Consider the following 26,818-nt stretch of genomic DNA (forward strand, 5'->3'; position numbering starts at 1 on the left):
TCATATATGATCTGCTCATGCCATCGACCTTCAGCCTGCCCGCCTCCCGCACCGAAGTGGTGCTCGAGGAGATCCGCCGCGGCATCCTCACCCGGGAGTTGAAGCCCGGCCAGCCGTTGGTCGAAGCCGAACTCGCGGCCCGGCTCGGCGTGTCGAAGACGCCGGTCCGCGAGGCGCTCAAGGTGCTGTCGAACACGGGACTCGTGATGTTCAGCCCGTACAAGGGTGCTTCGGTGTGCGTGGTGGACGCGGAGCTGGCGAAGTCCGTTTACGACGTCCGCATGGTGTTGGAGCCCGAAGCGGTGCGGCGGTCGGTGGAACGGCGTTCACCGGACTTGCTCGACGACGCGGCGGAGGCGTTGAAGGAGGCGTCGGCGGCGATCTCGGACAAGGATCAGGCCGCGCTCAGCCTGCTCAATCGCCGGTTCCACCGCGCGCTCTACAGCGGCTGCGGCAATCCGCTGATGGTCTCGATGCTGGACGACCTCAGGGATCGCGCCGCGCTGATCTCCGTGGTCGGCTGGGAGACGAATCCCAGCTGGCGCAAGGAATGGACCGAGCACAAAGCGGTACTTGCGGCGGCGAAGAAGGGTGACGCCGAGGGCGCGGCGGGGCTGTTGCGCGCGCACATCGGAGACTTCCTGGACCGGATCCTCGGGGCGATCGGAGACGAATGATGCGCCTGCTGCTCATCGCCGACACACATCTGCCACTGCGCGCGAAGGCGCTGCCGGATCAGGTCTGGCGCGAGGTCGAAGCGGCGGACGTCGTCGTCCACGCCGGCGACTGGGTCGAGGTCGCCCTGCTGGACGAACTCGAGGCCAGGAGCAAGCGGCTCATCGGGGTCTACGGCAACAACGACGGCGCGGACCTGCGGACGCGGCTCCCCGAGATCGCGCGGGCGGACCTCGACGGCGTCCGTCTGGCGGTCATCCACGAAACCGGCGGTAAGCAAGGGCGCGAGCATCGCTGCGACGAACAGTTGCCCGACACCGACGTCCTCGTGTTCGGGCACAGCCACATCCCGTGGGACACGGTCACGCCGAACGGGCTGCGGCTGCTGAACCCCGGCTCGCCGACCGACCGGCGGCGGCAGCCGTTCTGCACGTATCAGACCGCCGAGATCCGCCACGGCGGGTTACGCGACGTCGTTCTGCATGAGCTGCCTCTTCGCCGCTGACGGGGTAGACAGGTAGCCATGGAACCGGCGCAGGCGTTGAGGGAGATCGCGTTCCGGCTGGAGCGCGCTGGCGAGCCGACCTACCGGGTGCGTGCCTTCCGGCAGGCGGCCTCGGTGATCGCCAAGGTCAAGCCGGATGACCTGCGTAAACGTGCCGAAGCAGGCACGCTGACCGCGTTGCCGAACATCGGCAAGGCGACAGCGGCCGTCGTCGAAGACGTCCTCGCCGGACGCCGGCCCGCGTACTTCGAGAAGATCGGCGAGCCGAAGCTGCCCGACGGCGGTCCGATGCGGGCGGCGTTGCGCGGCGACTGCCACACCCATTCGGATTGGTCCGACGGCGGGAGCCCGATCGAGGAGATGGCCGAGGCCGCCCGCGCGCTGGGCCACGAATGGATGGTGCTGACCGACCACTCGCCGCGCCTCACCGTCGCCAACGGCCTTTCGCCCGAGCGGCTGCGGCGGCAGATGGACGTCGTCGCGGAACTGAACGAGACCATGGCGCCGTTCCGGATCCTGCACGGCATCGAGGTCGACATCCACCTAGACGGCACGCTCGACCAGGAGGAAGACCTGCTGGAGCAGCTGGACTTCGTCGTCGCGAGCGTGCATTCGAAACTGCGGATGCCCGCGAGGGAGATGACGCCGCGGATGATCGCCGCCGTCCAGCATCCGCGGGTCCGGGTGCTGGGACACTGCACCGGGCGGCTGGTGATGGGCGGCCGCGGGAAACGGCCCGAATCGGAGTTCGACGCGGAGGCGGTGTTCACCGCTTGCCGGGACAACGGGGTCGCCGTCGAGATCAACTCGCGTCCCGAACGCCGGGACCCGCCGACGCGCTTGCTGAACCTGGCCGTGGACCTGGGCTGCGACTTCGCCATCGACAGCGACGCGCACGCGCCGGGCCAGCTGGACTGGCTCGTCTACGGCTGTGCGCGGGCCAACGAACTGGGGATCGAGCCGGATCGGGTGATCAACACGCGGACCGCCGAGGAGCTGCTGGCGTCGTGAGTGGTAAAGAGGGTTAGAACCCTACTTGCCACTCACGACCCTCATCGAGAACCGCGCATAGCCATCAACCGGACATTTAGCCGCACATCCGGGCCGGGCAGCGGAGCGCTAGTTGATCTCGTACGGGTCCCCGTACACCGCCCACTTCAGCGGGGTGTGCAGGTCGAGGTTGCCGTCGTTGAGCCACACCAGCTGCGCCGTGTCGATCCGCGAGGTGTCCGCGTGCGCCTCCTCCTGCTTCATGACGATGCGCCGCGCGTCGAGGAACGCCTTGAGGTATGCCGTCTCGTCACCGCCCTGTGCGGGCGGCTTCGCCTGCTGGAGCGCTGCCGAGCGGATGCCGCCGAAGCTGGCCTGGCTGGTGCCCGGGCCGTGCATCACGATGGCGTCGTAATAGATGAATTGTCCCAGTGCGCCCAGACCGTCCGATTTCGCCTGGTTCACCGACGGGTCGAAATAGACGCGGTCGCGTTCGCTGTTCTGCGCCGCCTTGAAGTCCTCGCGACCGGCGGCCTCCCGCCACGCCTTTTCGAAACCGCTGCCGAGGCCCTCGTGCGAATCGCTTCCGTCGACCTTGCGCAGCGCCGGGAGGTATTCCGCGAGCGGGTTGTCCGGGACCGACTTCGTATAGCGTTCGACGAGTTCGAGCATGTCCCCGGTGCCGGAGCAGAACCCGATGATGCCGGCGGTGTACCCGCGTCCGTCGCCGATGTCCTCGATGTACGAGTACTGCGCTTTCCAGTCCAGGGAAGAGTTTTCCGCGCTGGAGACGATCTGCATCGCGATCTCCTTCTTCTCCGGCGAGGCGAGGTCGCCACCGGAGGCGAAGATCGACGCCGACGCCGGGGCGGGCTCGGCGGACGCCAGTGAGGGGAGCGCGACCGGGCCGGAAACGGCGAGGGCGAGAACGGAGACCGCGCCGAGAGCGCGACGCATCGCGGGCCGCAGGGTGTCACTCATGAAAGGTGTGCCTTTCCACAGAGAATTGTCATCTTCTGTCAGGTGTGACTGCGGCGTGCGAACACGATAACCACGGGTGACAGTTTCCGGCAAGGGGACAAGACGGTTAAAGATTTTTGCGCAGCAAGGCCGACCCCAGTGGCGTGAGGTGATGGCGCACGGTGTTGCCCTCACGCACGCTGAGCACGAGACCCGCTTCACGCAGCACTGTGGCGTGCTGGCTCGCCGAGGACATGGAGATCCCGGCGCGTCGCGCGACATCGCAGGTCCGCCCGCCATCTTCGATCGTCTCCAGTACGGCGGCACGGGTGTGCCCCAGCAGTGTGGACAGGGCGGAGCCGTGGTCGTGGGGTACGACTTCGGGAAGTTGCTCTTCGATGGGGTAGACGAGCACCGGCACCCGGTCGTTCTCGACCAGGGTCACCCCGGTCCGCCAGCAGAAGAACGACGGGATGAGCAGCAGCCCTCGCCCGGCGAGGTGAAGGTCGTGGTGCACCGGGTAGTCGACCTCTAGCACCGGTGCCTTCCACCGCATCGCGGAGGAGAGGCCGCGCAACAGTCCTTCGACGCCGTCCGCGAGCAGAATCCGCGCCTGTCTCACGCGCTGACGGTCGAAGCAAGCGACGATGTCGTTCCAGACCGGCTCGATCGCCGCCTGGTGGTACGCCCGGACCGCTCGCGTCAGCGCGCCGAGCGCCGCCGGGTTGGCGTCACCCAGATCCCGCGCCCACGGCGTCGGCCGCCGGGATCGGGCCAAGATCGTCAGATCCCGGCGCAGGGCGCAGCGCTTGGTGCCGCTCACCAGTTCCAGTTGCTCTTCGAGGTCTTCGCCGGACGGGGTGAGGAAGTCGGGGAAGTACCCGCTGGGCGGGACCAGTGTCAGCAACGGCCCGGCGGCCTTCGGGAGACGGCTCCGGACGGCGCCGCGCCACTTCCGTACCGGCAGGCCACCGTCCCCACGCTGCAGCCGATGCAGGCTCAGCGTCGTCTCCCACAACGGATCCGGCCTCGTCGCGACCCTGACCCGACCAAGATCCTCTCCGGAAAAATGCACGCGCAGCACAGCTTCCCCCTCCCCAGGTCCCCGGAGGAATTAACGCATGAAACGCGCGGCTTGGCGATGTTTCAGCCAGAACTAAAACTGCGCCGGACGGCTCGGGCCGCCTGGGACGGTTCGTGGAGCAAGGTCCACTACTGAGGGGATGAACATGAACATCAGGAAATTCGGTCTCGCCACCACGGGTGCGGTGATGGCGTTCGGGTCGCTGTTCGCGGCCACTCCCGCCGCCGCGGCGACCAGCGGGGAGGTTTCGGCGGCGGCGACCAAGAGCTGGCAGCTGAAGTGCCGGGACGTCCAGTTCAACGAGTCCATCCCCGGCGGGTGGACCGAGTTCTGGGTGAGCTGCAGCGGGAACACCGTCACGATCAAGGGCAAGGTCTACGACAGCGCGGCCGACAACCGCTGCATCGTGCTCAAGGTGTACTGGCCGAGCGAGAACCGCTGGGACAGTAGCCGGAAGGCCTGCCCCAAGGGCACGAATCAGAAGTTCACCTTCACCGGCCTCAAGGCCGCGAACCCGTGGGCGCATCTGTCCTCGGTCGCGGCGGGCTAGTCCTCGATCACGCGGTGGGGCAGTGTCGCGAACCGCAGGCCCGCTTCACTCAGCCTGTCGATCAGCGCCTGCCCCATCGCGGTCGCCGTGGTGACCTGCCCGGCCGTCGCGGGCAGGTCGTCCAGCGCCAGGCACAGGGCGGACTCGCCGAGCATCTTCGCCGTCTCGCCGTAGCCCGGGTCGCCGCCGGACACCTCGGTCACGACGCGTTCACCGCCGCTTTCGGCGTGGAACCGCACGGAGAACCACGACCGCGCGCGCCGCTGCTCGTCCGGGCCGCCGCCGGGTTTCACCAGTTTCGACAGCGCTCGCCGCGCGGGCGGGATTTGGGCGGCGGCGAAGACGAGGCCCATCCCGGCGGCACCGGCGGCCACCACCGGAAGCCGTTTGACCGCCGCGAAATGCCGGTACGTGAAGTCGGGGCCGTACGCGGGGAGTGCCGCGGCGGACCGCTCGACGATCATCGGGTCGATGGTCGGCAGCGGCACCGCCCAGAAACCGTCGGGGTTGCGGTGCGGGGTGCCGAGCGTGGCACGCGCCCGGCGGCCTTCCGGTCGTGGTTCGGCCGCCGCGCGGTCCCGTGCGGCACGGAAACTCGACGGCAGCCGCGAAAACGCCGTCAGCGCCGAAAGGAAGGTGCCACCCGACGGCATCGCGCCGGCGCGCACGTAGCCGTCGATCCGGATCGGTTTCCCTTGCGGCAGCTGGGAAACGGTGAAGAGGGCGCCGAGGTCGTGCGGGATCGAATCGAATCCGCACGCGTGCACCAGCCGGGCGCCGGTTTCGACGGCGCGGGCATGGTGGGCGACATACATCCTGTCGACGAACTCGGGCTCACCGCACAGATCGGCGTAGTCGGTCCCGGCTTCGGCGCACGCGGCGACCAGCGGCTCTCCGTAGTGGACATACGGGCCGACAGTGGTGGCGACGACCTTCGCGGACTCCGCGACCTTCCGCAATGAGTCCGCATCGGAGACGTCGGCTCGCAGCAGCGACAACCCGGAGAGCTCCGGGTTGATCGAGAAAAGCTTTTCCCGCAGCGCTTCCAGTTTGACCGGATCACGTCCGGCCAACGCGAGACGCAAACCGGGCGGAGCGGCGCGGGCGAGATATTCCGCCGTCAGGCCACCAGTGAACCCGGTGGCGCCGAACAGGACGACGTCGTGGTCACGGTCGGTGGGCATGGCGTCAGGTTACCGCCGGTCATCGCCTGTCGCCGGTGTAGACGACGGCGGCGCTCACCGCGTCGACCCCCGTGATCAGCTCGGCGAGCGCCCTCGGGAGGTCCCGGTGCGTGGACTCGGCCCAGGTCCGCAGGCCGGCGCGGTCGAGTTCCGGTTCGCAGAAGTCGTCGAGACCGATGGTCCAGGCCACCAGGGCCAGGCAGACCGAATGCGGATCCGGCTGTTCGGTGCCGAGGACGGCCGCCCTCGACTTGCTGCGCGCGGCCGTCGACATCAGCAGATCCCGCGGCGGGTACCGGTGACTCTTCCGCATGAACATCCGGTCGGTCTCGCGGTCGATCACGCCCGCGGCGAGCAGATTCTCCGCGACCGTTTCACCCAGTTCGTGACGCAGATGGGAGACCCATTCCCGGACGGTCTGCGGCTCGCGTTCGCGGAGGATTTCCGAAAACACCCGATCCAGCGGTGGATGCGCGAGACCACGCCGGGTCAGCGGGCGGATTCGCTTGCGTTCCACGGTGATCCGCTCGGCGAGGAGGAGATCACAGAGCGCGGAACCGGCCATTCCGATGCCGAGCCCCGTGCGGCGCAGCGCGGGTTTTCCGGTGAACTCGTCGTGGGCGAGGAAGAACAGGGAATCGACCAAGGTCAGCCGACGCATGAATGGCACGCCCTCCGGCGTTGTGGTGCGGGACGGCCAAGGTAGCGGTAGCGGGTGTACCGCTGCGAGCCGAGGTCCGTTTTTAGCCTGAACGGACGTACCTCGCCGGAGTGCCCGGCCCTAGGGTGGGATGGCTCTCGCAAGATCAAGAGCCTTCAGCGCCAAACCGACGTCCGGGGGACGGGTTCATGGGTACGCAAAGACCGCGGCGCGGTCTCGGCCATCGACGGCTCGGAGCCGCGCAGATCGTCTTCTTCGTGGTGGCCGCGGCGGGTCCGCTCTTCGCCATCGCGGGCGGGGTCCCGACGAACTACGCGGTCACCGGCAGTGTCGGGGTGCCGCTGTCGTTCCTCCTGCTCGCCCCGATCCTGGGGCTGTTCGCGGTCGGCTACTCCGCGATGAGCCGCTACATCACCAACGCGGGCGCGTTCTATCCCTACGTCGCCAACGGCGTCGGCAAATCCACCGGCGCCGGGATCGCGTTCGTCACGCTGTTCTCCTACAACGCCATCCAGATCAGCATCTACGGCCTGTTCGGCTGGTCGGTGTCGACGTGGCTGGGCACCCTCACCGGATCCCCGCCGCCGTGGTGGCTGTGCGCGCTGGTGATGGTGCTGATCGTCGGCGCGCTCGGTGTCCTGCGGATCGATCTCAACGCCAAGGTGCTCGGGGTGGCGCTGTGTCTCGAGGTCGCCGTCGTCGCGATCGTCGACATCGCGTTGTTCGCGAATCCGGCGGGCGGCAGTGTCTCCTGGGTTCCGCTGGAGCCGTCGAGCCTGTTCACGACCGGTGTGGGCGCGGTGTTCGCGTTCTCCGCCGCCGCGTTCATCGGCTTCGAGGGCGCGGCGACCTACGGCGAGGAGACGCGGGAACCCAGCCGCACGGTCGGCCGGGCGACGTTCGCGGCGATCGGTCTCACGGCGGTGCTCTACGTCGTCTCGTCGCTCGCGCTCGCCGTGGGCACCGGGCCGGACGTCATCGTCACCGCCGCGGCCGCCCAGGGCCCGGACCTGCTGTTCAACCTGGCGGGCGAACATCTCGGTGGCACGTTCTCCGACGTCGCGTACACGCTGTTCGTGACCGGGCAGTGCGCGGCGCTGCTGAGCTTCCACAACGCCGTCGCCCGGTATTTCTTCGCGCTGGGCCGGGAAGGGCTGCTGCCGCGCTCGCTGGCCAAGACCAGCAAACGCACCGGCGCGCCGGTGGCCGGTTCGCTCACGCAGACCGCGCTCGCGCTGGCGGTCGTGTCGCTGTTCGCGATCGCGGACCGCGACCCGGTGACCGAACTGTTCACCTGGCTCGGCACGACGGCGTCCACCGGGGTCGTGGTGATCATGATCGCCGTCTCGCTTTCGGTGATCGGCTTCTTCAAACGGCGCCGTCAAGCCGAAAACGCCTGGCGCCGCTGGATCGCGCCGGCACTGGCGATCCTCGCCTTGTCGGCCGTCCTCGCGTTGATCCTGGTCAACTTCGATCTGCTGCTCGGCCCGGCCGGGACGTTCCTGTTGCGCTGGGGCCTGCCCGGTCTCGTGCTCGTCGCGGCACTGGTCGGTTTCCTGCGCGCGGAAGTGTTGCGGACCAAGGATCCCGCCACGTATGCCGCCATCGGCGGTCCACCTGAGGACGAGGACGCCGAACCCGCCGGGCTGAGGGCGGTCCGATGATCGTCCGCACCGCCGAACCGTCCGAAATGGACACCGTGGTCGACGTGCTGTCCGAAGCCTTCCACGACGACCCCGTGAGCGTCTGGGTCTTTCCCGGTGACGAGCGCCGTGCGGTGGCGCTGCCGATCTTCCACCGGGCGGTCCTGCTCGGGACGCTGGCCGCGGGCGGCCACATCGACGTCACCGGAGACCTGTCCGCTGCCGTCCTCTGGTCGCCCAGCGGCGAGGAGGACATGGACGGTGACGCGTTCGCCGGGCTCACCGGGGAAGAACTCGGCAGGCTCGCGACGTTGTTCGAGTTGATGACCGAGCACGCCCCCGGCGGCGAGTACCACCACGCGCAGTTCGTCGGCGTCCGCAAGAGCGCGCAGCGGCAGGGGATCGGGGCGCGGCTGTTGAAGCACGGGCTCGACAGGTATGGGGCGGTGCCCGCGTACCTGGAGGCCAGCAGTTCGGAGAGCGCGAAACTGTACCGGCGGCTGGGTTTCCGCGATCACGGCCCGGCGTTCGCGGCCGAGGGCGGGCCGCCGATGCTGCCCATGTGGCGGGAGCCGTGACGGATCCCTCGTCGATTTGTCTATAAAGGACTGGTAAAGTAGCGGCCAGATGACGACGAACCGTGCCCCCGCACCACGGCACCGTTCCGTCTTCTTTCTCCTGATCTTGCTCGTCTTCGCCTTCGTCACGCCGACCGTTCCCCACGGGCACGGCCGAGCGGCGACGGAGGATCCGGTCGCCGTCTTCGCGACCCATCCACTGCCCGCCTTCCACGGCGGGCAAGCAGTCCCTCTTGCCGACGTGCCCGCCGAAACGGCGACCGTCGACCTCCCCGACGCCGGTGAAGCCCCTGAGCAGGGCGAACCCGTCGTCGTCACCCGTGCGGTGCCCCAGGCTCCCGCACGGGCGCCTCCGCGCTGATCTGGTCTTCAAGCCACATCAGCCATCCATCGGAGGTCTCCATGAGTTCCGGTCATGCCCTGCTGGCCGTCGGCGGGGCGTTCCTCGCCGCCGGCGTCATCGCCAGAGCGGGCGCCCGTATCGGGCTGCCGACCATCCCCCTGTTCATGCTGGCCGGTTTCGTCTTCGGCCCCAACACCCCCGGACTGTCCCTTGTGGACGATCCGGCCGAACTCGGTGTGCTCGCCGGGCTCGGTCTCGTCTTCCTCCTGTTCTACCTCGGCCTCGAATTCTCGCTCGACGACCTGGCCAAGGGTGGGCGCAAACTCGTCTGGTCCGGGTTGATCTACCTGATCCTCAACATCGGCGGCGGGCTCGGCTTCGGTTTCCTGCTGGGCTGGGGGACCAGGGAAGCGCTGGTCATCGCCGGGGCCATCGGTATCTCGTCGTCGGCGATCGTCACGAAACTCCTGCTCGAATCCCGCCGGATGGACAATCCCGAATCCCGGCTGATCATGGGCATCATCGTGATCGAGGACCTGTTCCTCGCGCTGTACCTGGCGTTGCTGCAGCCGGTGTTGTCCGGCGCCGGGACCTTCGGTTCGGCGATGGCGGACTTCGGCAAGGCCTTCGCGTTCCTGCTCGTGATGGCCGCGCTCGCCCGCTGGGGCGGTCGCGTGGTGTCGAAGCTGTTCGGTTCGGCCGACGACGAACTGCTGACCGTCTGCTTCGTCGGTGTCGCGGTCATGGGCGCCGCCGTCGCCGAAGAGGTCGGGGTGTCCGACGCCATCGGCGCGTTCATGGTCGGCATGATGCTCGGCGGGTCGAAGGTCGCGCCGCGGATCCACAAACTGGTGCTCCCGCTGCGGGACGCGTTCGGCGCGCTGTTCTTCTTCATCTTCGGGCTCAGCATCGACCCGAACGCCGTCGGTTCGGTGGTCGTGCCGGTGCTGATCGCGGTGGCGCTGACGATCGTGCTGAACCTGGGTGCGGGCGCGCTCGCCGCGCGGCTGAACGGGTTCGATCGCCAGTCCGGGGTGAACATCGGGCTGACCGTGCTCACCCGTGGCGAGTTCTCGCTGGTGCTCGCCGCGATGGCGACCGCGGCCGGGCTGGACTCGCGGGTCGCGCCGTTCGTCGCGGGCTACGTCCTGTTGCTGGCCGTGATCGGCCCGATCGCGGTCATCCGCTCGGAGAAACTCACCTGGTTGCTACCGGCGAGTATTGTCCGAGGCTCGACCCGCCGCGACGAGCCGGCCAGGGCGACGTGACGAGGAGGCCTGGGTGACGGAGCGGTTCGGCGGCTACCAGAACGAGATCTACCTGCAAGGGCTCGGCGGGACCTTCCCGCCGTGCTCCACCGACGCCACGAAGCTGGAGGAGTCGGCGCGGGAGATCCTCGAGCCGGGGCCGTTCTGGTACGTCGCGGGTTCGGCCGGTTCCGGCGCCACGGCCCGCGCCAACCGGGAGGCGTTCGACCGCTGGCGCCTGGTGCCCCGGATGCTCACCGGCGCCACCGAACGCGATCTGTCGACGACGGTGCTGGGGACGCCGGTGCCGGCGCCGGTGCTGATGGCGCCGGTCGGTGTCCAGTCGATCGTGCACGAGGGCGCCGAACCGGCGGCCGCTCGCGCGGCGGCGTCGGTCGGCTTGCCGTACGTCATGTCGACGGCGTCGTCCACGAGCATCGAGGACGTCGCCGAGGTGAGTGGCGAGGGTCCGCGTTGGTTCCAGCTGTACTGGCCGTCGGACAACGAGGTCTGCGCGAGCATCCTGGCGCGAGCGAAGGCCGCGGGCTTCACCACGCTCGTGGTCACGCTCGACACCTGGACGCTCGCGTGGCGCCCGAACGACCTCGACCACGCGTACCTGCCGTTCATCAAGGGCATCGGGCTCGGCGTCCCGCTGAGCGACCCGGTGTTCCGCGGCCTGCTGGAGAAGACGCCGGAAGAGGACCCGCCCACCGCGATCCTCCGCTGGATCTCGATGATCACCGGCACGGACAGCACCTGGGACCGGCTCCCGTTCCTGCGCGAGCATTGGGACGGGCCGATCGTGCTCAAGGGCATCCAGCATCCCGACGACGCGCGCCGCGCCGTCGAGGCCGGAATGGACGGGATCGTCGTGTCCAACCACGGCGGCCGCCAGGTCGACGGCGCGATCGCCTCGCTCGACGCGCTCCCGGAGATCGTGGCCGCGGTCGGCGACCGGCTCGAGATCCTGTTCGACTCCGGCATCCGCACCGGCGCCGACATCGCCAAGGCGCTCGCGCTCGGGGCGAAGGCCGTGCTGGTGGGGCGGCCGTGGGTGTACGGCCTGGCGCACGCGGGGGAGGACGGCGTCCGGCATGTGCTGCGGAGCCTGCTCGCCGACCTCGACCTGACCATGGGCCTGTCCGGGCACCGGACCCTGGCCGACCTCACCCCCGGCTCCCTCACGCGCTCCTGAACCCCCGCAATTCGGCACCTGGTTGCGGTAGTTCGCAGGGCGAACCACCGCAAGTAGGTGACGAATTGCGGCGGTGGTGGTGACGTGGGGGATATTCGGAGGCCGGGATCGTGACGCACGGCTATCCTGGTGCCGGTCATGGCTTCTCAACCTTCCCCGCTCGGCGCCCTGCGCGCTCGCCTGCCCGAACTCATGTCGCGCGACGAGCACCGCCTCCGGCGCAGGCTCGACGGTGCCCGGAAAGCGCGTAACGCCGAGTCGCTCGCCGCGCAGATCGAGGCCGACATCGAGGCCGCCGAACTGCGGGTCACCCGTCGGCGCGACAACGTCCCGAAGATCTCGTTCCCCGAAGAGCTGCCCGTCAGCCAGCGCAAGGACGAAATCGCCGCGGCCATCCGCGACCACCAGGTGGTGATCGTCGCGGGGGAGACCGGCTCCGGGAAGACGACCCAGCTGCCGAAGATCTGCCTCGAACTCGGCCGCGGCGTCCGCGGCCAGATCGGGCACACGCAGCCGAGGCGGCTCGCCGCGCGCACGGTCGCCGACCGCATCGCCTCCGAGCTGAACACCGAACTCGGCGAGGCCGTCGGCTACAAGGTCCGGTTCACCGACCACTCCGGTCAGGACACGCTGGTCAAGCTGATGACGGACGGCATCCTGCTCGCCGAGATCCAGACCGACCGGATGCTGCGGCAGTACGACACGCTGATCATCGACGAGGCGCACGAGCGCAGCCTCAACATCGACTTCATCCTCGGCTACGTCAAACAGCTCCTGCCGCGCCGCCCCGACCTCAAGGTGATCATCACCTCGGCGACGATCGATCCGGAGCGGTTCTCCAAGCACTTCGACGACGCGCCGATCGTGGAGGTCTCCGGCCGGACGTATCCGGTCGAGGTCCGCTACCGGCCGATCATCGACCCCGACGACCCGGACGCCGACCAGGATCGGGACCAGACGCAGGCCATCTGCGACGCCGTCGACGAACTCCAGCACGAGGGACCAGGCGACATCCTCGTGTTCCTCTCCGGCGAGCGGGAGATCCGAGACGCCGCGGACGCCCTGTCCAAACAGGACCTCCGCAACACCGAGATCCTGCCGCTGTACGCCCGGCTTTCGTCGTCGGACCAGCATCGGGTGTTCCAGCGCCACACCGGGCGCCGCGTCGTGCTCGCCACGAACGTCGCCGAGACGTCGCTGACCGTGCCGGGTATCAAGTACGTCGTGGACCCCGGCACCGCGCGCATCTCGCGCTACAGCCATCGCACCAAGGTGCAGCGGCTGCCGATCGAGCCGGTGTCGCAGGCGTCGGCGAACCAGCGTAAGGGCCGCTGCGGCCGGACGTCCGACGGTATCTGCATCCGGCTGTACTCCGAAGACGACTTCGACGCCCGGCCCGAGTTCACCGATCCGGAGATCCTGCGGACGAACCTCGCGTCGGTCATCCTGCAGATGACCTCGCTCGGCCTCGGCGACATCGCGGCGTTCCCCTTCGTGGAGCCGCCGGATCGCCGTCAGGTCGCCGACGGTGTCCAGTTGCTGCAGGAGCTCGGCGCGTTCGACATGTCCGACGGCAAGAAGCTCACCGAGACCGGCCGCAAGCTCGCGCTGCTCCCGGTCGACCCGCGGATGGCGCGGATGGTGCTGGAAGCCTCCCGCAACGGCTGCGTCCGCGAAGTGATGATCATCGCCGCCGCACTGTCCATTCAGGACCCGCGTGAGCGGCCGGCGGAGAAGCAGCAGGCGGCGGACGAGCAGCACGCGCGGTTCGCGGACAAGACGTCGGACTTCCTGGCGTACCTGAACCTGTGGGAGTACGTCACCGAGCAGCAGAAGGCGTTGTCCACCAGCCAGTTCCGCCGGATGTGCCGCAACGAGTACCTGAACTACCTGCGCATCCGCGAGTGGCAGGACATCTTCAGTCAGCTGCGTCAGCTGGCCAAACCGCTCGGCATCACCCTCGGCACGGACGGCCCGGCCGATCCGCAACGGGTGCACACGTCGCTGATCGCCGGGCTGTTGTCGCACGTCGGCCTCAAGGATCCGGCCAAGGGCGATTATCTCGGCGCGCGTGGGGCGCGCTTCTCGGTGTTCCCGGGTTCGGCGCTGTTCAAGAAGCAGCCGCGGTTCGTGATGTCGGCCGAACTGGTCGAAACCTCACGCCTGTGGGGCCGGGTCAACGCGCGGATCGAGCCGGAATGGGTCGAGCCGCTCGCCGGCCACGTGGTGAAGCGGAACTACTCCGAGCCGCACTGGGAACGCAAACAGGGCGCGGTGATGGCGCTCGAGAAGGTGACCCTGTACGGGGTCCCGCTCGTCGCCGACCGCCGCGTCAACTACGGCCGCATCGATCCCGAGGTGAGCCGCGAGCTGTTCATCCGGCACGCGCTCGTCGAAGGCGACTGGGAGACCAGACACCACTTCTTCCGCGAGAACCGTGCGCTGCTCGACGAGGTCGAAGACCTGGAGAACCGGGCCCGCCGCCGCGACATCCTGGTCGACGACGAGACGCTGTTCGAGTTCTACGACCAGCGTGTCCCGGCCGACGTCGTCTCGGCACGGCATTTCGACAGCTGGTGGAAGAAGGCGCGGCACACCGAGCCCGACCTGCTGAGCTTCGAGAAGACGATGCTCATCAACGAGACCGCGGGCGGCATCCGCGAGGCCGACTACCCCGACTTCTGGACACAGGGCAGTCAGACCTTCAAGCTCACGTACCAGTTCGAGCCGGGCGCGGACGCGGACGGCGTCACCGTGCACATCCCGCTGCCGGTGCTGAACCAGGTCACCCCGGACGGCTTCGACTGGCAGGTCCCCGGCCTGCGCGAAGAACTGGTGACGCAGCTGATCAAGTCGCTGCCCAAGGCGATCCGGCGCAACTTCGTGCCGGCGCCCGACCACGCGAAACTGGTGCTGTCGCGGGTCGGCCCGGCCGACGGGCCGCTGCTGCACGCGGTGGCCGACGAACTGGAGGCGTTGCGCGGGGTGGTGATCCCCGACGACGCCTGGCAGCTCTCCGCCGTCCCCGAACATCTGAAGATGACCTTCCGCGTGGTCGACGTCCGCGGCAAGAAGGTGTCCGAGGGCAAGGACATCGAGACACTCAAACGAGACTTGAGCGGCCAGGTGCGCGCGACGATCTCGAAGGCCGCCGACAGCATCGAGCGCCAGGGCCTGACGACGCCCGCGTTCGGCGAGCTGCCGAAGGTGTTCGCGAGCAAGCAGCGCGGGCACGACGTCAAGGCGTATCCGGCGCTGGTGGACGAAGGCGGCACCGTCGCGGTGCGGCTGCTGGACACGCCGGGGCAGCAGGAACAGTCGATGTGGGCGGGCACGCGGCGGATGCTGCGGCTGAATCTGCCGTCACCGATGAAGTTCATCACCCGCAACCTCGGCAACTCGTCGAAACTCGTGCTGAACCGGAATCCGCACGGCTCCGTGGCGGCACTGCTCGAAGACTGCGTCGACTGCGCCGTCGACAAACTCGTGGCCGACAACGGCGGCCCGCGCTGGGACGAGGCCGGCTTCGCCGTCCTGCTGGAAAAGGTGCGTGCCGGGCTGAACCCCGGAGTGCTCGACGTGCTGGCCAACGTCGAGAAGATCCTGCGCGCGGCCAACGACGTCGAAACGCGGCTGGCCGACACGCGCGGCCCGGCGGATTCGCTCGCCGACATCCGCACGCAGCTGGACGGCTTGGTGCACAAGGGTTTCGTCACCGAAACCGGGCAGGACAGGCTGAAGCACGTCGTCCGGTACCTGCGGGGGATCGAACGGCGGCTGGAGAAACTCCCGACCGAGCCCACCCGCGACATCCAGCGCACCGGCGACATCGCCTGGCTCCGCAACGAGTACCAGTCGGCGCTCGACGCCCTGCCGCCCGGCACGTCGTCACCCGCGCTGCGGGAGATCCGGTGGATGATCGAGGAACTGCGGGTCAGCTTCTTCGCCCAGACACTCGGTACCGCCCACCCCGTCTCCCTGAAGCGGGTCATCAAGGCCCTCGACGACGCCACGGCCCGCAATTAGTCACTACTTGCGGCTCGGATCAGGCGCGCGAGGGGCTCGACCGGCGCAAGTAGGTGACTAATTGCGGGTGGGGTTACTTCGCGTCGGCGTAGGTGTCCACGGAGGCGATGTGCAGCGGGAACCGGACCGGGCAAGCGGGGCCGAACATCATCCGCGCCGCCTCGGTCATGCTGTCCATAATGGACTGCGAGACCTCGTCGGCGAACTCGGCCGGGGTGTGCACCAGTACCTCGTCGTGCTGGAAGAACACCAGGTGCGCGGGGGAGGGGAGCTTGCTCCGCAGGGTCGCCAGCAAGATCGCGGTCATGTCCGCGGCGCTCGCCTGAACGACGAAGTTGCGGGTGAAGCGGCCCCAGTTGCGGGAAGCCTGCCGGGCCTTGAGCTCGCCCGCCTCGTCCTCCGCGACGCCGCCGGTCAGCGCGCGCCAGGCTTCCGACGGCGCGGGTGACGTCCGGCCCAGCCGCGAGCGGACGCGCTCACCGCGTTCCCCCGCCTGCGCGGCACGCTCCACATAGGACACCGCGTCGGGGAACCTGTTCCGCAGCAACGCCAGCAGCGGCCCCGCCTCGCCGGACGTGCCGCCGTACATCGCCGACAGCATCGCGATCTTCGCGCGGTCCCGGTCGTCCCTGTCGTCCCAAGCAGGCACCGGCACGCGGCGCACTCCGGAGAACATCGCCTCGGCGAGGCTCGCGTACAGATCCGTGGCCGCGGCGACTTCGGCCAGTTTGCGGTCTCCGGACAACGCCGTCAGCACCCGCGGCTCCAGCTGGGCGGCGTCGGCGACCACCAGTTTCCAGCCCGGATCGGCGCGGACGCAGGTCCGCAGGATCTTCGGGATCTGCAGCGCGCCCCCGCCCCGGCTCGCCCAGCGACCGGAAACGACCCCGCCGACGACGTAATGCGGGCGGAACCGGCCGTCGTGCACCCACTCGTCGAGCCACGTCCAGCCGTTGGCCGAATGCAGCCGCGCGAGTTCCTTGTACTCCAGCAGCGGCGGGACGGCGGGGTGGTCGATGTCGCGCAGCAGGTACTTCCTCGCCGACGTGACCTCGATGCCCTCCCGTCCGAGCGCCCGGACGACGCTGGCCGGGGCGTCCGGGTTGACCGGCCGCCCGCCGAACGCGTCGCTGATCTTCGCCGCCAGCTCGACCAGCCGCTTCGGCCGATGCCCTGCCGGGACGCGGGGTCCGAGCTGGTCGGCGAGCAATGCCAGATGCAGGTCGGCTCGCCACGGCAGCCCGTCGGCCGACATCTCGGCGGCCGCCAGCGCGCTCGCCGACTCCGCCGCGAAGAGCAGGCGTAACCGCTCCGGATGATCGGTGACGGCGACTCGCTTCTCCTGCTCGGCCAGCACCCGGCGCGCCGCGTCGAGCACCGTGACGCCGGAGGGCAGCCGCGGGCCGCGTGTCTCGAACAGCGTCGGCTGGTCGTCCTCGGCCCAGAGCGGCGCCTCGTCGGCGGGCGCCTCCTGCCCGTTCGCCCTGGCCAGCGCGGCGCGCAGGCTCCGCGACTCCTGCGGACGGCCTTCGTGGGCCAGGAGCAATCCTTCGGTCAGCGCCAGGTCATGACAGCGCCGCACCCGGACGCCTGCCTTGATCAACGCCGGGTACGTCCCTTCGACCGATGGGAACACCCAACGGGGTGAGTGCTCCGCCTCCAGACTCCGTACCTCGTCGACGAACGCCGGGAGCTTCAAGCCTCGCCGCGGCGGCTGCCCGGAAAGAGCGATCACGAAGTCGCCATCCTCCTCTTGACCTGCGATCGCCTGCACACTCACATTGTGGTGGTTCCCCCCGACATTTCTGTCACCAGACGGCTAGTGCGCCTGCGCTATCGGTCGGCTACTGTCGAGTAGCAACCCCATACCGCCGGTACGCGAACCGCCGGCGGCATGGTGTCTCGCCGCAGCAGCAACGGAGGTGCCCGGATGAGAAACCCCACCGGCCTCGCCACCCTGGTGGCGGGCAAGGTGACCGAGACCGTGCGCAGCATCGACGTGATGCGCCAAGCGGGCCTGCTCCCCATCCCGCGGGTCGACGAGGGCCTGCGTTCGCTGGTCATGGTGCGGAAGTGGGGTCCGTTCGCCGGGGCGAACATGATCGCCGCCCGCCGGGACCCGACCGCGACCGGCATCATCGACGAACTCGGCCCGCTGACCTTCAAGCAGCTCGACACGCAGTCGAACGCGCTGGCCAGGGCGTGGTCCGAACGCGGCCTCGGCCCGGGCTCGGTGATCGCCGCGCTCTGCCGCGACCATCGCGGTCTCGTGCTGACGATGCTCGCCTCGGGCAAGCTCGGCGCGAAGCTGCTGCTGATGAACACCGGGTTCGCCAAACCTCAGCTCGCGGACGTCGCGAAACGCGAAGGCGTCACGGCGCTCGTGTACGACCAGGAGTTCACCGATCTGCTGGACGCGGTCGAGGGCGACGTCGACCACTACCTCGCCTGGGTCGACACGGATTCCGCGCGTCCGAGCGACACCCCGGTCGTCACCGAACTGGTCGCCAGCACCGACGACCGGCCGTGGCCGGCGCCCGCCAAACCGGGCGGGTTCATCCTGCTGACGAGCGGCACCACCGGGACGCCGAAGGGCGCTCCGCGGCCGCACACTTCCGCGCTGGCCTCCGCGCAGTTCCTCGACCGCATCCCGTTGCGGACCGGCGAGGCGACCTACATGGGCGCGCCGCTGTTCCATGGCACCGGGTTGTCGCAGTTCATCCTGTCCTTCGCGCTCGGTTCGAAGGTCGTCATGCGACGCAAGTTCGTGCCGGAGGAGACGCTGCGCGGCGTCGCGGAGAACCGCTGCACCACGCTGGTCCTCGTGCCGACGATGCTCCAGCGGATCGTCGACCTGCCCAAGGAGGTCCGCGCCAAGTACGACACCTCGTGCCTGCGGATCATCTTCGTCGCCGGCTCCGCGCTGTCCCCGGACCTCGGGAACCGCGCGACCGCAGCGTTCGGCGACGTCGTGCACAACCTTTACGGCTCGACCGAGGTCGCGGTCGCGACGGTCGCGACCCCCGAGGACTGGCGCAAGGCGCCGGGCACGGTCGGCCGCGCGCCGGTGGGCTGCAAGGTCGCGCTGTACGACGAAAAGGGCGGCAGGATCACCGAGCCGCATGTCACCGGCCGGGTGTTCGTCGGCAGCGGGCTGAGCTTCCAGGGCTACACCGACGGGCGTAACAAGGAGATCATCGACGGGCTGCTCTCCAGTGGCGACGTCGGGCACTTCGATGAGGACGGCCTGCTGTTCATCGACGGCCGCGACGACGAAATGATCGTCTCCGGCGGCGAGAACGTCTTCCCGATCGAGGTGGAGAACCTCCTGGTCGAACGCGAGGACGTGCTCGAAGCGGCGGTCGTCGGCGTCGAGGACCCCGAGTTCGGGCAGCGGCTGAAGGCGTTCGTGGTGCGGGCCGAGAAGTCGGATCTGGACGTCGAGGGGGTGCGGGACTACGTGAGGGCCAACCTCGCCCGGTACAAAGTGCCGCGCGATGTGGAGTTCCTCGACGAGCTACCGCGCAACGCGACCGGGAAGGTGCTGCGGAACAAGCTGCACTGAGGCGATCAGTACTCCCAGTCGATGCCGAACACGCCGGGTCCGAAGTCCAGCGCGACGGCGTGGACGCCGTTGCCCTGGTCCGGTTTCAGTTCCTTCCGGTCCAGCGGCGACGTCCCCTGCCTGGAGTACTGCCAGCACTTCGCCGGGACGGTGCCCGGGTCGAACCGGACCTCCAGCAGGTACTCGCGGACGGGACGCCGGAACTCGCGGTAATGCGTGTTCCGGCATTCCGGATACGGCGGCCCGGGATTGGTGAGCGAGTACTCGATCAGATGTGTCTCGCCGCGGTCGATGGGCCGGTCGAAGAGCAGTTCGGCCACCGTGAGCCCGTGTTCGTCGTCGACTTCGGCGCGGCCGACGTGGCAGTTGCGGAGCGTGTTCAGCGCCGGCGGCCCGGCCTCCGGATCACCCTGGGCGTAGACCAGCAGCCAGCGGTCCTGCCCGTCCGCGCCCGCCTGGAACACCGCCCGCGCGGTCACCGCGCGTTGCCCGCCGTCCTCCGCGATCTCGCAGAGGTCGTGCAGGCCGACCAGCTTCAGCTGATGGTGTTGTTCGAGCGCGTTGGGCGCGCCGACCTTCTCCAGCAACGCCTGGAGCGCTTCGAGCGGGAAGGTCAGCGGCTGCTCGGTGGTGGCCCGGCTGCGGCGTGACGACGCCCCGCGCGGCCGTGGCGGCGGCAGCAGGCTGAGCAGCGAACCGGCGGGGATCGCCAAGACCTCTTCGAGGACCCGGACCGCGGACAGCGAACTCTGCCGTTCCGGCTGACGTTTGCCCGATTGCCAGTAACTCAGCGCGGTCACGCTGACCGACGCGCCGCGCGTGAGCAGCCGGGCTTGGATACGGTCGAGACTCAGGCCGCTGGTGGCGATGGCCGATCTCAACGCGGTGGCGAACGCGGTACGCGGCTGGTCTTCATCGTCCGTGGTCACTCGGTCCGCCGCGCTCCCCGCCACCATATGCTGCCCGACCGCCCCCGTCTGCCGTTCCCTGACACCGCCCGGTTGATAACAACACGAATAACTTTAACAGTCTGAGGTAACGCTTCAGGGGCGCCTTCTGCCAGGAGAAAACGACTTTCCGGACGAGCGACGTTACGCCGTATGGCCTAGTACTGGTAACTGTGAATCATTGCCCGGCCACCAGCGCACCGGCTTGCATGGCTCTCAGCAACGATCATCCTCCCGGGTGATCCGCACGGCGCGGCAGGAAGGGAACCAGTGAGCAAGTCCCGGAAGAACCTGAAGTCCCGAAAGACCCGTAGCGGCCTCGTGGCGGGAGTCGCCCTCGCCGGTGTGACCGCGGCGGTCGCCACGTTCGGCGCGGGCGCCGCCAACGCCGACCAGCAGGGCGAGATCCGCGGCGCGGGTGCGGCCAACGCCGTCGGCGGCAGCTACATCGTCGTCCTCAAGCCCACCGCGGTCGGCCAGGGCGTGGCCGCGGCGAGCGAGATCACCGCGAACGTCGCCTCGAAGGCGCAGGGCCTCACCGGTCAGTACGGCACCACGCTGTCCCGCACGTTCGGCTCGGCGCTGAACGGCTTCTCGATCAAGGCCGACGAGGCCGCCGCGAAGCGTCTCGCCGCCGACCCGCAGGTCGCGTACGTCGTCCAGAACAAGAAGTTCAAGATCAGCGAGACGCAGGACAACCCGCCGTCGTGGGGCCTCGACCGCGTCGACCAGGCCGACCTGCCGCTCGACACCAAGTACACCTACCCGACGAAGGCCGACAACGTCACCGCCTACGTCATCGACACCGGTGTCCGCGGCTCGCACAAGGACTTCGGTGACCGCGCGACCGGCGGCAAGGACTTCGTCGACAACGACGACACCCCCAACGACGAGCACGGCCACGGCACGCACGTCGCCGGCACCATCGGCGGCACGGACCACGGCCTGGCCAAGGGCGTGAAGATCGTCGGCGTCCGCGTGCTGGACGCCAACGGCAGCGGCACCACCGAGGGTGTCGTCGCCGGTGTCGACTGGGTCGCGGCGAACGCCAAGGGCCCGTCGGTCGCCAACATGAGCCTGGGCGGCGGCGCGGACGACGCCCTGGACGCGGCGGTCAAGGGAGCCATCGACAAGGGCGTGACCTTCGCGCTCGCGGCGGGCAACGAGTCCTCCGACGCCGGCACCACTTCGCCCGCCCGGGTGAAGGAGGCCATCACGGTGGCCGCCAGCGACAAGACCGACAAGCAGGCCAGCTTCTCGAACTACGGTTCGGTCGTCGACCTGTACGCGCCGGGTGTCGACATCACCTCGTCGTGGGCGACCGGTGACGACGCCACCAACACCATCAGCGGTACCTCGATGGCCGCGCCGCACGTCGCCGGTGCCGCCGCGCTGTACCTCGCGGCGAACCCCGAGGCCACCCCGGCCCAGGTCGCCGAAGGCCTGGTCGGCGCAGCCGCGGACGGCAAGATCAGCAACCCGACCGGCGGAACGGCGAACAAGCTGCTCCAGGTCAAGTAAGACCCTTTCGGACAGGCTGCCCCCGGCGTACTCCAGGCGCCGGGGGCAGCCCCTGTCCGAGGGGTACCAGACTTGTTACCAACCGGTAAGCTCCAGCCCATGGTCCTGCGGAAGAACATCCTGATCACCGGGGCGAGCTCCGGACTCGGCGAGGGAATGGCGAGGCAGTACGCCGCCAGAGGCCGCGACCTGGCGCTGGCCGCCCGCCGTGTCGAACGGCTGGAAGCCCTCGCCGCGGAACTCAAGAAGGCCTATCCCGGCATCAGGGTGGTCACCCGGAAGCTGGACGTGAACGACCACGACCAGGTCTTCGCCGTCTTCGAGGAGTTCCGCGAGGAGCTCGGCTCCCTCGACCGCGTGATCGTCAACGCGGGGCTCGGCAAGGGGCAGCGGGTCGGCACCGGCCGGTTCGACGCCAACCGCCAGACGCTCCAGACGAACTTCCTCGCCGCGGCCGCCCAGATCGAGGCCGCCGTCGGCATCTTCCGCAAGCAGAAGAACGGCCACCTCGTGGTCGTTTCCTCTTTCCTCGCGCTTCGCGGTGTCCCCGGCAACACCACCGCGTACGCCGCCTCGAAGGCGGGGATCTCAGCGTTCGCCGAGGGCACCCGGATCGAGCTGCTGAAGACGCCGATCAAGGTCACCACGCTGCACCCCGGGTTCATCGAATCGGGGATGAACCCGGACATCTCGAAGCTTCCGGGCGCGGTCAAGGCGGAGGCCGGCGCGCAGGCGCTGGTGAAGGCGATCGAATCCGAGACGGCGAAGGCGTTCGTGCCGACGTGGCCGTGGAGCGTGCTCTCGAAGCTCTTCCCGTTCGTCCCGGCGCCTTTGCTGAAGAAGTTCGGATGACCTCCGCGGACAAGACCGTCGAGGTACGCGGAGAGGACTCGTTCGACCCGGCCGCGGTGCACGCCTGGCTGGCCGGTCGGGTGCCCGGGCTCGGCGACTCGCCGCCCGAGGTCCGGCAGTTCCCCGGCGGCGCCTCGAATCTCACGTACCTGCTGACTTATCCGGATCGCGAGCTGATCCTGCGGCGCCCGCCGCTCGGGCACAAGGCAGCCTCCGCGCACGACATGCGCCGCGAGTTCCGGGTTCAGCAAGGGGTGCGGCCGGTCTTTCCTTACGTGCCCGAAATGCTCGCCTTCTGCGACGACGAAACCGTGCTCGGCGGCGACTTCTACGTGATGGAACGGCTCGAAGGCCTGATCCTGCGCGGAGATCTGCCCGCCGGTCTCGAACTGCCGCCCGAGGGTGCGCGCGAGCTGTGCGGTAAGGTCGTCGACAGGCTGGTCGAACTGCATGCCGTCGACGTCGAGGCCGCCGGGCTGGCCGACCTCGGCAAGGGTGCCGGCTACGTCGAGCGTCAGGTGCGCGGCTGGTCGGAGCGGTTCCTCAAGGCGCGCACGGAGAACGTCCCGGACTGCGCCGAGGTGATGGCGTGGCTGAAAGAGAACCAGCCGTCCGAGGTCAAGATCTGCTTGATCCACAACGACTACCGGCTCGACAACCTGGTGCTCGACGACGACCTCGACATCATCGGCGTGCTCGACTGGGAGATGGCCACCCTCGGCGATCCGCTGATGGAACTGGGCAGCACCCTGGCGTACTGGGTGCAGGACGACGATGACGACGTCATGAAGCTCAGCCGCCGTCAGCCGACGCACGCGCCCGGGATGTACACGCGCGAGGAGTTCGTGCGGCGGTACGCGGAGCGATCCGGCCTCGAAATCGGCGACTGGACCTTTTACGAGGTGTACGGCCTGTTCCGGCTCGCGGTGGTGATCCAGCAGATCTACTACCGGTTCCACAGTGGACAGACGACCAATCCGGCGTTCAAGGATCTGTGGCAGTTCGTCGGCTATCTGGACGGCCGCTGCCGCCGGATCATCGGAGGAGGACACGCGTAGATGGGTGCGATCTACCTGGTCCGGCACGGGCAGGCGTCGTTCGGCGCGGAGAACTACGACCAGCTCTCGACGCGCGGTTTCGAACAGTCCACTGTGGTCGGAGAAGAACTGCTGCGGCGGGGTGTCGAATTCACCCAGGCGCGAGCGGGTTCCCTTGCCCGCCAACGGGACACGGCCGCGACGGCGTTGAAGGCGCTCGGCTCCGGGATCGCCGTCGTCGAGGACGAGCGCTGGAACGAGTACGACCACGTCGACATCGCGAAGTACCATGCCGCCGGCGTCCAGCAGACCGATTCGCGGGCGTATCAGGCGGCTTTGGACGGTGCGCTGAACGCCTGGGTCTCCGCCGGTGACGACAGTCCGTGCGCGGAAACCTGGCCTCGGTTCCTGGAGCGGGTCAACGGTGCGCTGGCCGACGTCGTGGCGTCGCTGGGCAAGGGTGAGCACGCCGTCGTCTTCAGCTCCGGCGGCGTGATCGCGACGGTCTGCGGCGCGCTCATGGGCACGCCCGAGGTGGGGCTGCTGAAACTGAACCGGGTCACCGTGAACGCGGGCATCACCAAACTGGTGTCCGGCCGCGGCGGAGTGACCCTCTTGTCGTTCAACGAACATCCGCATTTCGAGGCGGAAGCCGCGGAACTGCTCACCTACCGCTAGGAGAAACCCGATGGCGTTCGGCGAGGTCACGGTCATCCCGGTCAACGGGCACGGTCCCGAGGACGTCGTGGTCGACGACCAGGGGCGGATCTACACCGGCGTCGACGACGGGCGGATCCTGCGCGTCACGCCGGACGGCAAGCGGATCGACGTCCTCGGCGACACCGGTGGCCGTCCGCTGGGGCTGGAGTTCTACGGCGACGACCTCCTGATCTGCGACGCCAAGGCCGGTCTGCTCACCATGCCGCTCGCGGGCGGTCCCGTGACCACGCTGGCGACTTCGGCCGTAGGCCTCGATTTCGTGTTCTGCAACAACGCCGCCGTCGCCTCCGACGGCACGGTGTACTTCACCGACTCGTCGCGCCGCTTCGGCATCGAAAACTGGCGCGACGACCTGATCGAGCAGACCGGCGGCGGCAGGCTCCTGCGGCGCACGCCGGACGGGAAGATCGAGCAGCTCGCCGACGGTTTCCAGTTCGCCAACGGCGTCGCGCTGCCGCCCGACGAGTCCTATGTGGCCGTCGCCGAGACCGGCGCTTGCCGGGTGGCGCGCGTGTGGCTCACCGGCGACAAAGCGGGTACGCGCGACTACCTCGTCGACGATCTGTGGGGGTATCCCGACAACATCTCGACCGGCAGCGACGGGCTGATCTGGATCACTGTGGCGAGTCCGAAGGTGCCCGCGCTTTCCTTGGTGCAGAAGCTCCCCGCGCCGTTGCGGGCCGGTGTCCGGGCGCTGCCGACGGCTCTGCAGCCCGCACCCGCGCGGGAATGCGGGGTGCGCGGCGTGACGCCGGACGGGAAGCAGGTCCACGAACTACGCGGGGAGATCGACGGGTTCCACGTGCTCGTCGGCGTCCGCGAGCGGGCCGGGAACCTCTACTTCGGCTCGCTGGAGGACAACGCGATCGCCGTCACCTCAGTCTAGGCAGAATTCGTTGCCCTCCGGGTCGTTCATCACGATGAAGCCGAGGCTCAAGGGCTCCTCGGGCTCGAAGCGCTGAACCCGCTTGGCCCCGAGTGCGACGAGCCTGTCGCACTCGGCTTCGAGCGCCGCCATGCGCTCGTCGCCCACCAGCCCGGGAGCGGCGCGGATGTCGAGGTGGACGCGGTTCTTCGCGATCTTGTCCTCCGGGACCTGCTGGAAGAAGATCTTCGGCCCTTCGCCGTCCGGGTCTTCGAGGGCCGAGCGGCTGTTGCGCTGGTCCTCGGGCACGCCGACCCGCTCGAGGAACTCGGCCCACGCGTCCAGCGGATCCGTGCCCTCGGGCACCTCGACCCCGGGAGGACCGGGGTGGACGTAGCCCAGGGCGTCACGCCAGAAGGTCGAGAGTGCTTTCGGGTCGAGGGCGTCGAAGCTGACCTGGAATTCGCGGCTCTTGCGGTTCATGGGACCACTCTGACATGCCTAGCGGACAGGATCGGTCCGCTATCTCTGGCACAGTGGGTGACATGGAGGCCGAGCGCGGGACGACCGAGCGGGTGCTCACCCTGCTCGGGCTGCTCCAGCAGCGCGCGGTGTGGACCGGCCCGGAGCTGGGGGAACGGCTCGGCGTCACCCCGCGCACGATCCGGCGGGACGTCGAACGGCTGCGTGCGCTCGGTTATCCGGTGCAGGCCGGCAACGGCGTCGGCGGCGGGTACCAGCTCGGCCCCGGTCACGACATGCCACCGCTGCTGCTGGACGACGAGGAGGCGATCGCCACCGCGGTCTCGCTGCTCGCCGGCGCGGGCAGCGGTGAAGCCACCCTCCGCGCGCTGACGAAGCTCGACCGGGTGCTGCCGACCAGACTGCGGCACGAGGTGAGCGCGCTGTCCGGCTCGGTGGTCGCCTTCGACGGAAGCCGCGCGCCGATCGACCCCGACGTCCTCATGACACTGGCTCGCGCCTGCCGCGACGAGGTCGAGGCGGGCTTCGGGTATCCGTCCTCTTCGGGATCTACGCTGCGACGGGTCGAGCCGTACCGGCTGGTGGCCTCCGGTCGGCGCTGGTACCTGCTCGCCTACGACCTCGACCGCGACGACTGGCGCACCTTCCGCGTCGACCGGATGACCGAGGTTTCCGCGCGGTCATGGCGTTTCCGCCCGCGCCCGGCGCCCGACGCGGCGACCTACGTGCAGGAGAACATCGCCAGCCGGGTCTACCGGCACCAGGCGCGATTCCTGGTGCACGCGCCCGCTCCGGTCGTGCGGGCGCAGATCCCGGCTTCGGCGGCCGTGGTGCGGGAACGGGGGCCTTCGCGGTGCGAGGTGTTGAGCGGGGCCGGGGATCTCGACTTCCTGCTGATGCACGTGGTGGTGCTGGGGCACGCGTTCGAGGTGATCGAACCGGCTGAGCTGGGGGAGCGGTGCCGGGTCCTGGCCGAACGTTTACTCGGGGCCGCGGCTCCTGCGCAAGTAGGTGACTAATTGCGGGGGCTCTCACGGTGAGGGGCGTGCGGCCCGGCGTCGGGGTGTCGGCCAGGTGTTGCGAAAGCCACTTTCGCAACTTTCAACGTTGCGAAAGTGGCTTTCGCAACGTCGGGGCACGCCTGATCGCCGACACCAGCCGACCGGCACGCAAGTAGGTGACTA

Annotated in this window: 24 protein-coding genes; 17 read left to right on the top strand and 7 right to left on the bottom strand. The window is 68.9% G+C overall.

Going from position 1 to position 26,818, the window contains the following annotated elements:
* Window positions 1-17: 17 nt before the first annotated feature.
* From ACLJO0_RS40950 to ACLJO0_RS40960, 3 genes are read left to right on the top strand one after another with little or no spacing between them, the layout of a single operon-like run.
* Window positions 18-677, top strand: a complete 660-nt coding sequence (locus ACLJO0_RS40950) for a GntR family transcriptional regulator (RefSeq protein ID WP_410585293.1) — start codon at window positions 18-20, stop codon at window positions 675-677.
* Window positions 677-1,180 (top strand): metallophosphoesterase family protein, encoded by a 504-nt coding sequence (locus tag ACLJO0_RS40955; RefSeq protein WP_410585294.1) that lies wholly within the window; start codon window positions 677-679, stop codon window positions 1,178-1,180. Before ACLJO0_RS40950 ends, ACLJO0_RS40955 begins: the two co-directional genes overlap by 1 nt.
* An 18-nt stretch (window positions 1,181-1,198) precedes the next feature.
* Window positions 1,199-2,191 (top strand): PHP domain-containing protein, encoded by a 993-nt coding sequence (locus ACLJO0_RS40960; RefSeq protein ID WP_410585295.1) that lies wholly within the window; start codon window positions 1,199-1,201, stop codon window positions 2,189-2,191.
* A gap of 108 nt (window positions 2,192-2,299) precedes the next feature.
* Here ACLJO0_RS40960 and ACLJO0_RS40965 read toward each other — a convergent pair whose 3' ends face one another.
* Window positions 2,300-3,151 (bottom strand): chitosanase, encoded by an 852-nt coding sequence (locus tag ACLJO0_RS40965; RefSeq protein WP_410585296.1) that lies wholly within the window; start codon window positions 3,149-3,151, stop codon window positions 2,300-2,302.
* Window positions 3,152-3,257: 106 nt separating this feature from the next.
* Window positions 3,258-4,205, bottom strand: coding sequence for an ArsR/SmtB family transcription factor (locus tag ACLJO0_RS40970; protein WP_410585297.1), 948 nt, complete (start codon window positions 4,203-4,205; stop codon window positions 3,258-3,260).
* Between the two features lie 154 nt (window positions 4,206-4,359).
* On the opposite strand from ACLJO0_RS40970, the gene ACLJO0_RS40975 reads away from it, so the two are divergent.
* Window positions 4,360-4,764, top strand: a complete 405-nt coding sequence (locus tag ACLJO0_RS40975; protein ID WP_410585298.1) for a hypothetical protein — start codon at window positions 4,360-4,362, stop codon at window positions 4,762-4,764.
* On the opposite strand, the gene ACLJO0_RS40980 is transcribed toward ACLJO0_RS40975, so the two are convergent.
* Together ACLJO0_RS40980 and ACLJO0_RS40985 are read right to left on the bottom strand one after the other, a co-directional pair.
* Window positions 4,761-5,948, bottom strand: a complete 1,188-nt coding sequence (locus ACLJO0_RS40980) for a saccharopine dehydrogenase family protein (protein ID WP_410585299.1) — start codon at window positions 5,946-5,948, stop codon at window positions 4,761-4,763. The genes ACLJO0_RS40975 and ACLJO0_RS40980 overlap by 4 nt on opposite strands.
* Window positions 5,949-5,967: 19 nt before the next feature.
* Window positions 5,968-6,609, bottom strand: coding sequence for a GOLPH3/VPS74 family protein (locus ACLJO0_RS40985; protein ID WP_410585300.1), 642 nt, complete (start codon window positions 6,607-6,609; stop codon window positions 5,968-5,970).
* A gap of 188 nt (window positions 6,610-6,797) precedes the next feature.
* Between ACLJO0_RS40985 and ACLJO0_RS40990 the strand changes: the two genes are divergently transcribed.
* The 6 genes from ACLJO0_RS40990 (at window position 6,798) to hrpA (ending at window position 15,644) form a co-directional block, all read left to right on the top strand.
* Window positions 6,798-8,273 carry an APC family permease gene (locus ACLJO0_RS40990; RefSeq protein WP_410585301.1) on the top strand — a complete coding sequence of 492 codons (1,476 nt, stop codon included), beginning with the start codon at window positions 6,798-6,800 and terminating at the stop codon, window positions 8,271-8,273.
* On the top strand, window positions 8,270-8,830 hold the full coding sequence (locus tag ACLJO0_RS40995) for a GNAT family N-acetyltransferase (protein ID WP_410585302.1): 561 nt from the start codon (window positions 8,270-8,272) through the stop codon (window positions 8,828-8,830). The genes ACLJO0_RS40990 and ACLJO0_RS40995 overlap by 4 nt, the downstream gene beginning before the upstream one ends.
* Window positions 8,831-8,879: 49 nt before the next feature.
* The gene (locus ACLJO0_RS41000; protein ID WP_410585303.1) at window positions 8,880-9,191 is read left to right on the top strand and encodes a hypothetical protein; all 312 of its coding nucleotides are present in this window, start codon (window positions 8,880-8,882) and stop codon (window positions 9,189-9,191) included.
* Between the two features lie 41 nt (window positions 9,192-9,232).
* A complete protein-coding gene (locus tag ACLJO0_RS41005; protein ID WP_410585304.1) occupies window positions 9,233-10,441 on the top strand; it encodes a cation:proton antiporter in 1,209 nt (402 codons plus the stop codon).
* A 13-nt stretch (window positions 10,442-10,454) separates the two neighbouring features.
* A complete protein-coding gene (locus ACLJO0_RS41010; protein WP_410585305.1) occupies window positions 10,455-11,618 on the top strand; it encodes a lactate 2-monooxygenase in 1,164 nt (387 codons plus the stop codon).
* Window positions 11,619-11,810: 192 nt separating this feature from the next.
* A complete protein-coding gene (gene hrpA / locus ACLJO0_RS41015) occupies window positions 11,811-15,644 on the top strand; it encodes an ATP-dependent RNA helicase HrpA (protein WP_410585374.1) in 3,834 nt (1,277 codons plus the stop codon).
* 73 nt (window positions 15,645-15,717) lie between these two features.
* Here hrpA and ACLJO0_RS41020 read toward each other — a convergent pair whose 3' ends face one another.
* Window positions 15,718-17,424, bottom strand: coding sequence for a bifunctional 3'-5' exonuclease/DNA polymerase (locus tag ACLJO0_RS41020; RefSeq protein ID WP_410585306.1), 1,707 nt, complete (start codon window positions 17,422-17,424; stop codon window positions 15,718-15,720).
* Window positions 17,425-17,574: 150 nt separating this feature from the next.
* On the opposite strand from ACLJO0_RS41020, the gene ACLJO0_RS41025 reads away from it, so the two are divergent.
* A complete protein-coding gene (locus tag ACLJO0_RS41025; protein ID WP_410585307.1) occupies window positions 17,575-19,209 on the top strand; it encodes an acyl-CoA synthetase in 1,635 nt (544 codons plus the stop codon).
* Between the two features lie 5 nt (window positions 19,210-19,214).
* Here ACLJO0_RS41025 and ACLJO0_RS41030 read toward each other — a convergent pair whose 3' ends face one another.
* Window positions 19,215-20,165 (bottom strand): hypothetical protein, encoded by a 951-nt coding sequence (locus tag ACLJO0_RS41030; protein WP_410585308.1) that lies wholly within the window; start codon window positions 20,163-20,165, stop codon window positions 19,215-19,217.
* A gap of 261 nt (window positions 20,166-20,426) precedes the next feature.
* On the opposite strand from ACLJO0_RS41030, the gene ACLJO0_RS41035 reads away from it, so the two are divergent.
* From ACLJO0_RS41035 to ACLJO0_RS41055, 5 genes are all read left to right on the top strand, one after another.
* Window positions 20,427-21,677, top strand: coding sequence for a S8 family peptidase (locus ACLJO0_RS41035; protein ID WP_410585309.1), 1,251 nt, complete (start codon window positions 20,427-20,429; stop codon window positions 21,675-21,677).
* Window positions 21,678-21,776: 99 nt separating this feature from the next.
* A complete protein-coding gene (locus ACLJO0_RS41040; RefSeq protein ID WP_410585310.1) occupies window positions 21,777-22,529 on the top strand; it encodes an SDR family oxidoreductase in 753 nt (250 codons plus the stop codon).
* Window positions 22,526-23,587: a phosphotransferase family protein gene (locus ACLJO0_RS41045; protein WP_410585311.1), complete on the top strand. Its 1,062-nt coding sequence runs from the start codon at window positions 22,526-22,528 to the stop codon at window positions 23,585-23,587. Before ACLJO0_RS41040 ends, ACLJO0_RS41045 begins: the two co-directional genes overlap by 4 nt.
* The gene (locus ACLJO0_RS41050; RefSeq protein WP_410585312.1) at window positions 23,588-24,244 is read left to right on the top strand and encodes a histidine phosphatase family protein; all 657 of its coding nucleotides are present in this window, start codon (window positions 23,588-23,590) and stop codon (window positions 24,242-24,244) included.
* A gap of 10 nt (window positions 24,245-24,254) precedes the next feature.
* Window positions 24,255-25,172, top strand: coding sequence for an SMP-30/gluconolactonase/LRE family protein (locus ACLJO0_RS41055; RefSeq protein WP_410585313.1), 918 nt, complete (start codon window positions 24,255-24,257; stop codon window positions 25,170-25,172).
* Here ACLJO0_RS41055 and ACLJO0_RS41060 read toward each other — a convergent pair.
* Window positions 25,164-25,634 (bottom strand): VOC family protein, encoded by a 471-nt coding sequence (locus ACLJO0_RS41060; protein WP_410585314.1) that lies wholly within the window; start codon window positions 25,632-25,634, stop codon window positions 25,164-25,166. The two genes, ACLJO0_RS41055 and ACLJO0_RS41060, sit on opposite strands and share 9 nt — an antisense overlap.
* Before the next feature lie 62 nt (window positions 25,635-25,696).
* Here ACLJO0_RS41060 and ACLJO0_RS41065 point away from each other — a divergent pair, with 62 nt between their 5' ends.
* Window positions 25,697-26,653, top strand: coding sequence for a helix-turn-helix transcriptional regulator (locus ACLJO0_RS41065; protein WP_410585315.1), 957 nt, complete (start codon window positions 25,697-25,699; stop codon window positions 26,651-26,653).
* Window positions 26,654-26,818: the final 165 nt, after the last annotated feature.

The organism is Amycolatopsis sp. lyj-108, from assembly GCF_046549005.1.
In the GTDB taxonomy this organism is placed as follows: domain Bacteria; phylum Actinomycetota; class Actinomycetes; order Mycobacteriales; family Pseudonocardiaceae; genus Amycolatopsis.

What these genes read in the sequence shown, in the direction of transcription:
- ACLJO0_RS40950 (WP_410585293.1), top strand. Translation starts at nt 18, where the DNA reads ATGCCATCGACCTTCAGCCTGCCCGCCTCCCGCACCGAAGTGGTGCTC.
- ACLJO0_RS40995 (WP_410585302.1), top strand. Translation starts at nt 8,270, where the DNA reads ATGATCGTCCGCACCGCCGAACCGTCCGAAATGGACACCGTGGTCGAC.
- hrpA (WP_410585374.1), top strand. Translation starts at nt 11,811, where the DNA reads ATGTCGCGCGACGAGCACCGCCTCCGGCGCAGGCTCGACGGTGCCCGG.
- ACLJO0_RS41065 (WP_410585315.1), top strand. Translation starts at nt 25,697, where the DNA reads ATGGAGGCCGAGCGCGGGACGACCGAGCGGGTGCTCACCCTGCTCGGG.
- ACLJO0_RS41055 (WP_410585313.1), top strand. Translation starts at nt 24,255, where the DNA reads ATGGCGTTCGGCGAGGTCACGGTCATCCCGGTCAACGGGCACGGTCCC.
- ACLJO0_RS41005 (WP_410585304.1), top strand. Translation starts at nt 9,233, where the DNA reads ATGAGTTCCGGTCATGCCCTGCTGGCCGTCGGCGGGGCGTTCCTCGCC.
- ACLJO0_RS41050 (WP_410585312.1), top strand. Translation starts at nt 23,588, where the DNA reads ATGGGTGCGATCTACCTGGTCCGGCACGGGCAGGCGTCGTTCGGCGCG.
- ACLJO0_RS41025 (WP_410585307.1), top strand. Translation starts at nt 17,575, where the DNA reads ATGAGAAACCCCACCGGCCTCGCCACCCTGGTGGCGGGCAAGGTGACC.
- ACLJO0_RS40955 (WP_410585294.1), top strand. Translation starts at nt 677, where the DNA reads ATGCGCCTGCTGCTCATCGCCGACACACATCTGCCACTGCGCGCGAAG.
- ACLJO0_RS40965 (WP_410585296.1), bottom strand. Translation starts at nt 3,151, where the DNA reads ATGAGTGACACCCTGCGGCCCGCGATGCGTCGCGCTCTCGGCGCGGTC.
- ACLJO0_RS41040 (WP_410585310.1), top strand. Translation starts at nt 21,777, where the DNA reads ATGGTCCTGCGGAAGAACATCCTGATCACCGGGGCGAGCTCCGGACTC.
- ACLJO0_RS40980 (WP_410585299.1), bottom strand. Translation starts at nt 5,948, where the DNA reads ATGCCCACCGACCGTGACCACGACGTCGTCCTGTTCGGCGCCACCGGG.
- ACLJO0_RS40985 (WP_410585300.1), bottom strand. Translation starts at nt 6,609, where the DNA reads ATGCGTCGGCTGACCTTGGTCGATTCCCTGTTCTTCCTCGCCCACGAC.
- ACLJO0_RS41060 (WP_410585314.1), bottom strand. Translation starts at nt 25,634, where the DNA reads ATGAACCGCAAGAGCCGCGAATTCCAGGTCAGCTTCGACGCCCTCGAC.
- ACLJO0_RS40960 (WP_410585295.1), top strand. Translation starts at nt 1,199, where the DNA reads ATGGAACCGGCGCAGGCGTTGAGGGAGATCGCGTTCCGGCTGGAGCGC.
- ACLJO0_RS41045 (WP_410585311.1), top strand. Translation starts at nt 22,526, where the DNA reads ATGACCTCCGCGGACAAGACCGTCGAGGTACGCGGAGAGGACTCGTTC.
- ACLJO0_RS40990 (WP_410585301.1), top strand. Translation starts at nt 6,798, where the DNA reads ATGGGTACGCAAAGACCGCGGCGCGGTCTCGGCCATCGACGGCTCGGA.
- ACLJO0_RS41000 (WP_410585303.1), top strand. Translation starts at nt 8,880, where the DNA reads ATGACGACGAACCGTGCCCCCGCACCACGGCACCGTTCCGTCTTCTTT.
- ACLJO0_RS40975 (WP_410585298.1), top strand. Translation starts at nt 4,360, where the DNA reads ATGAACATCAGGAAATTCGGTCTCGCCACCACGGGTGCGGTGATGGCG.
- ACLJO0_RS41030 (WP_410585308.1), bottom strand. Translation starts at nt 20,165, where the DNA reads ATGGTGGCGGGGAGCGCGGCGGACCGAGTGACCACGGACGATGAAGAC.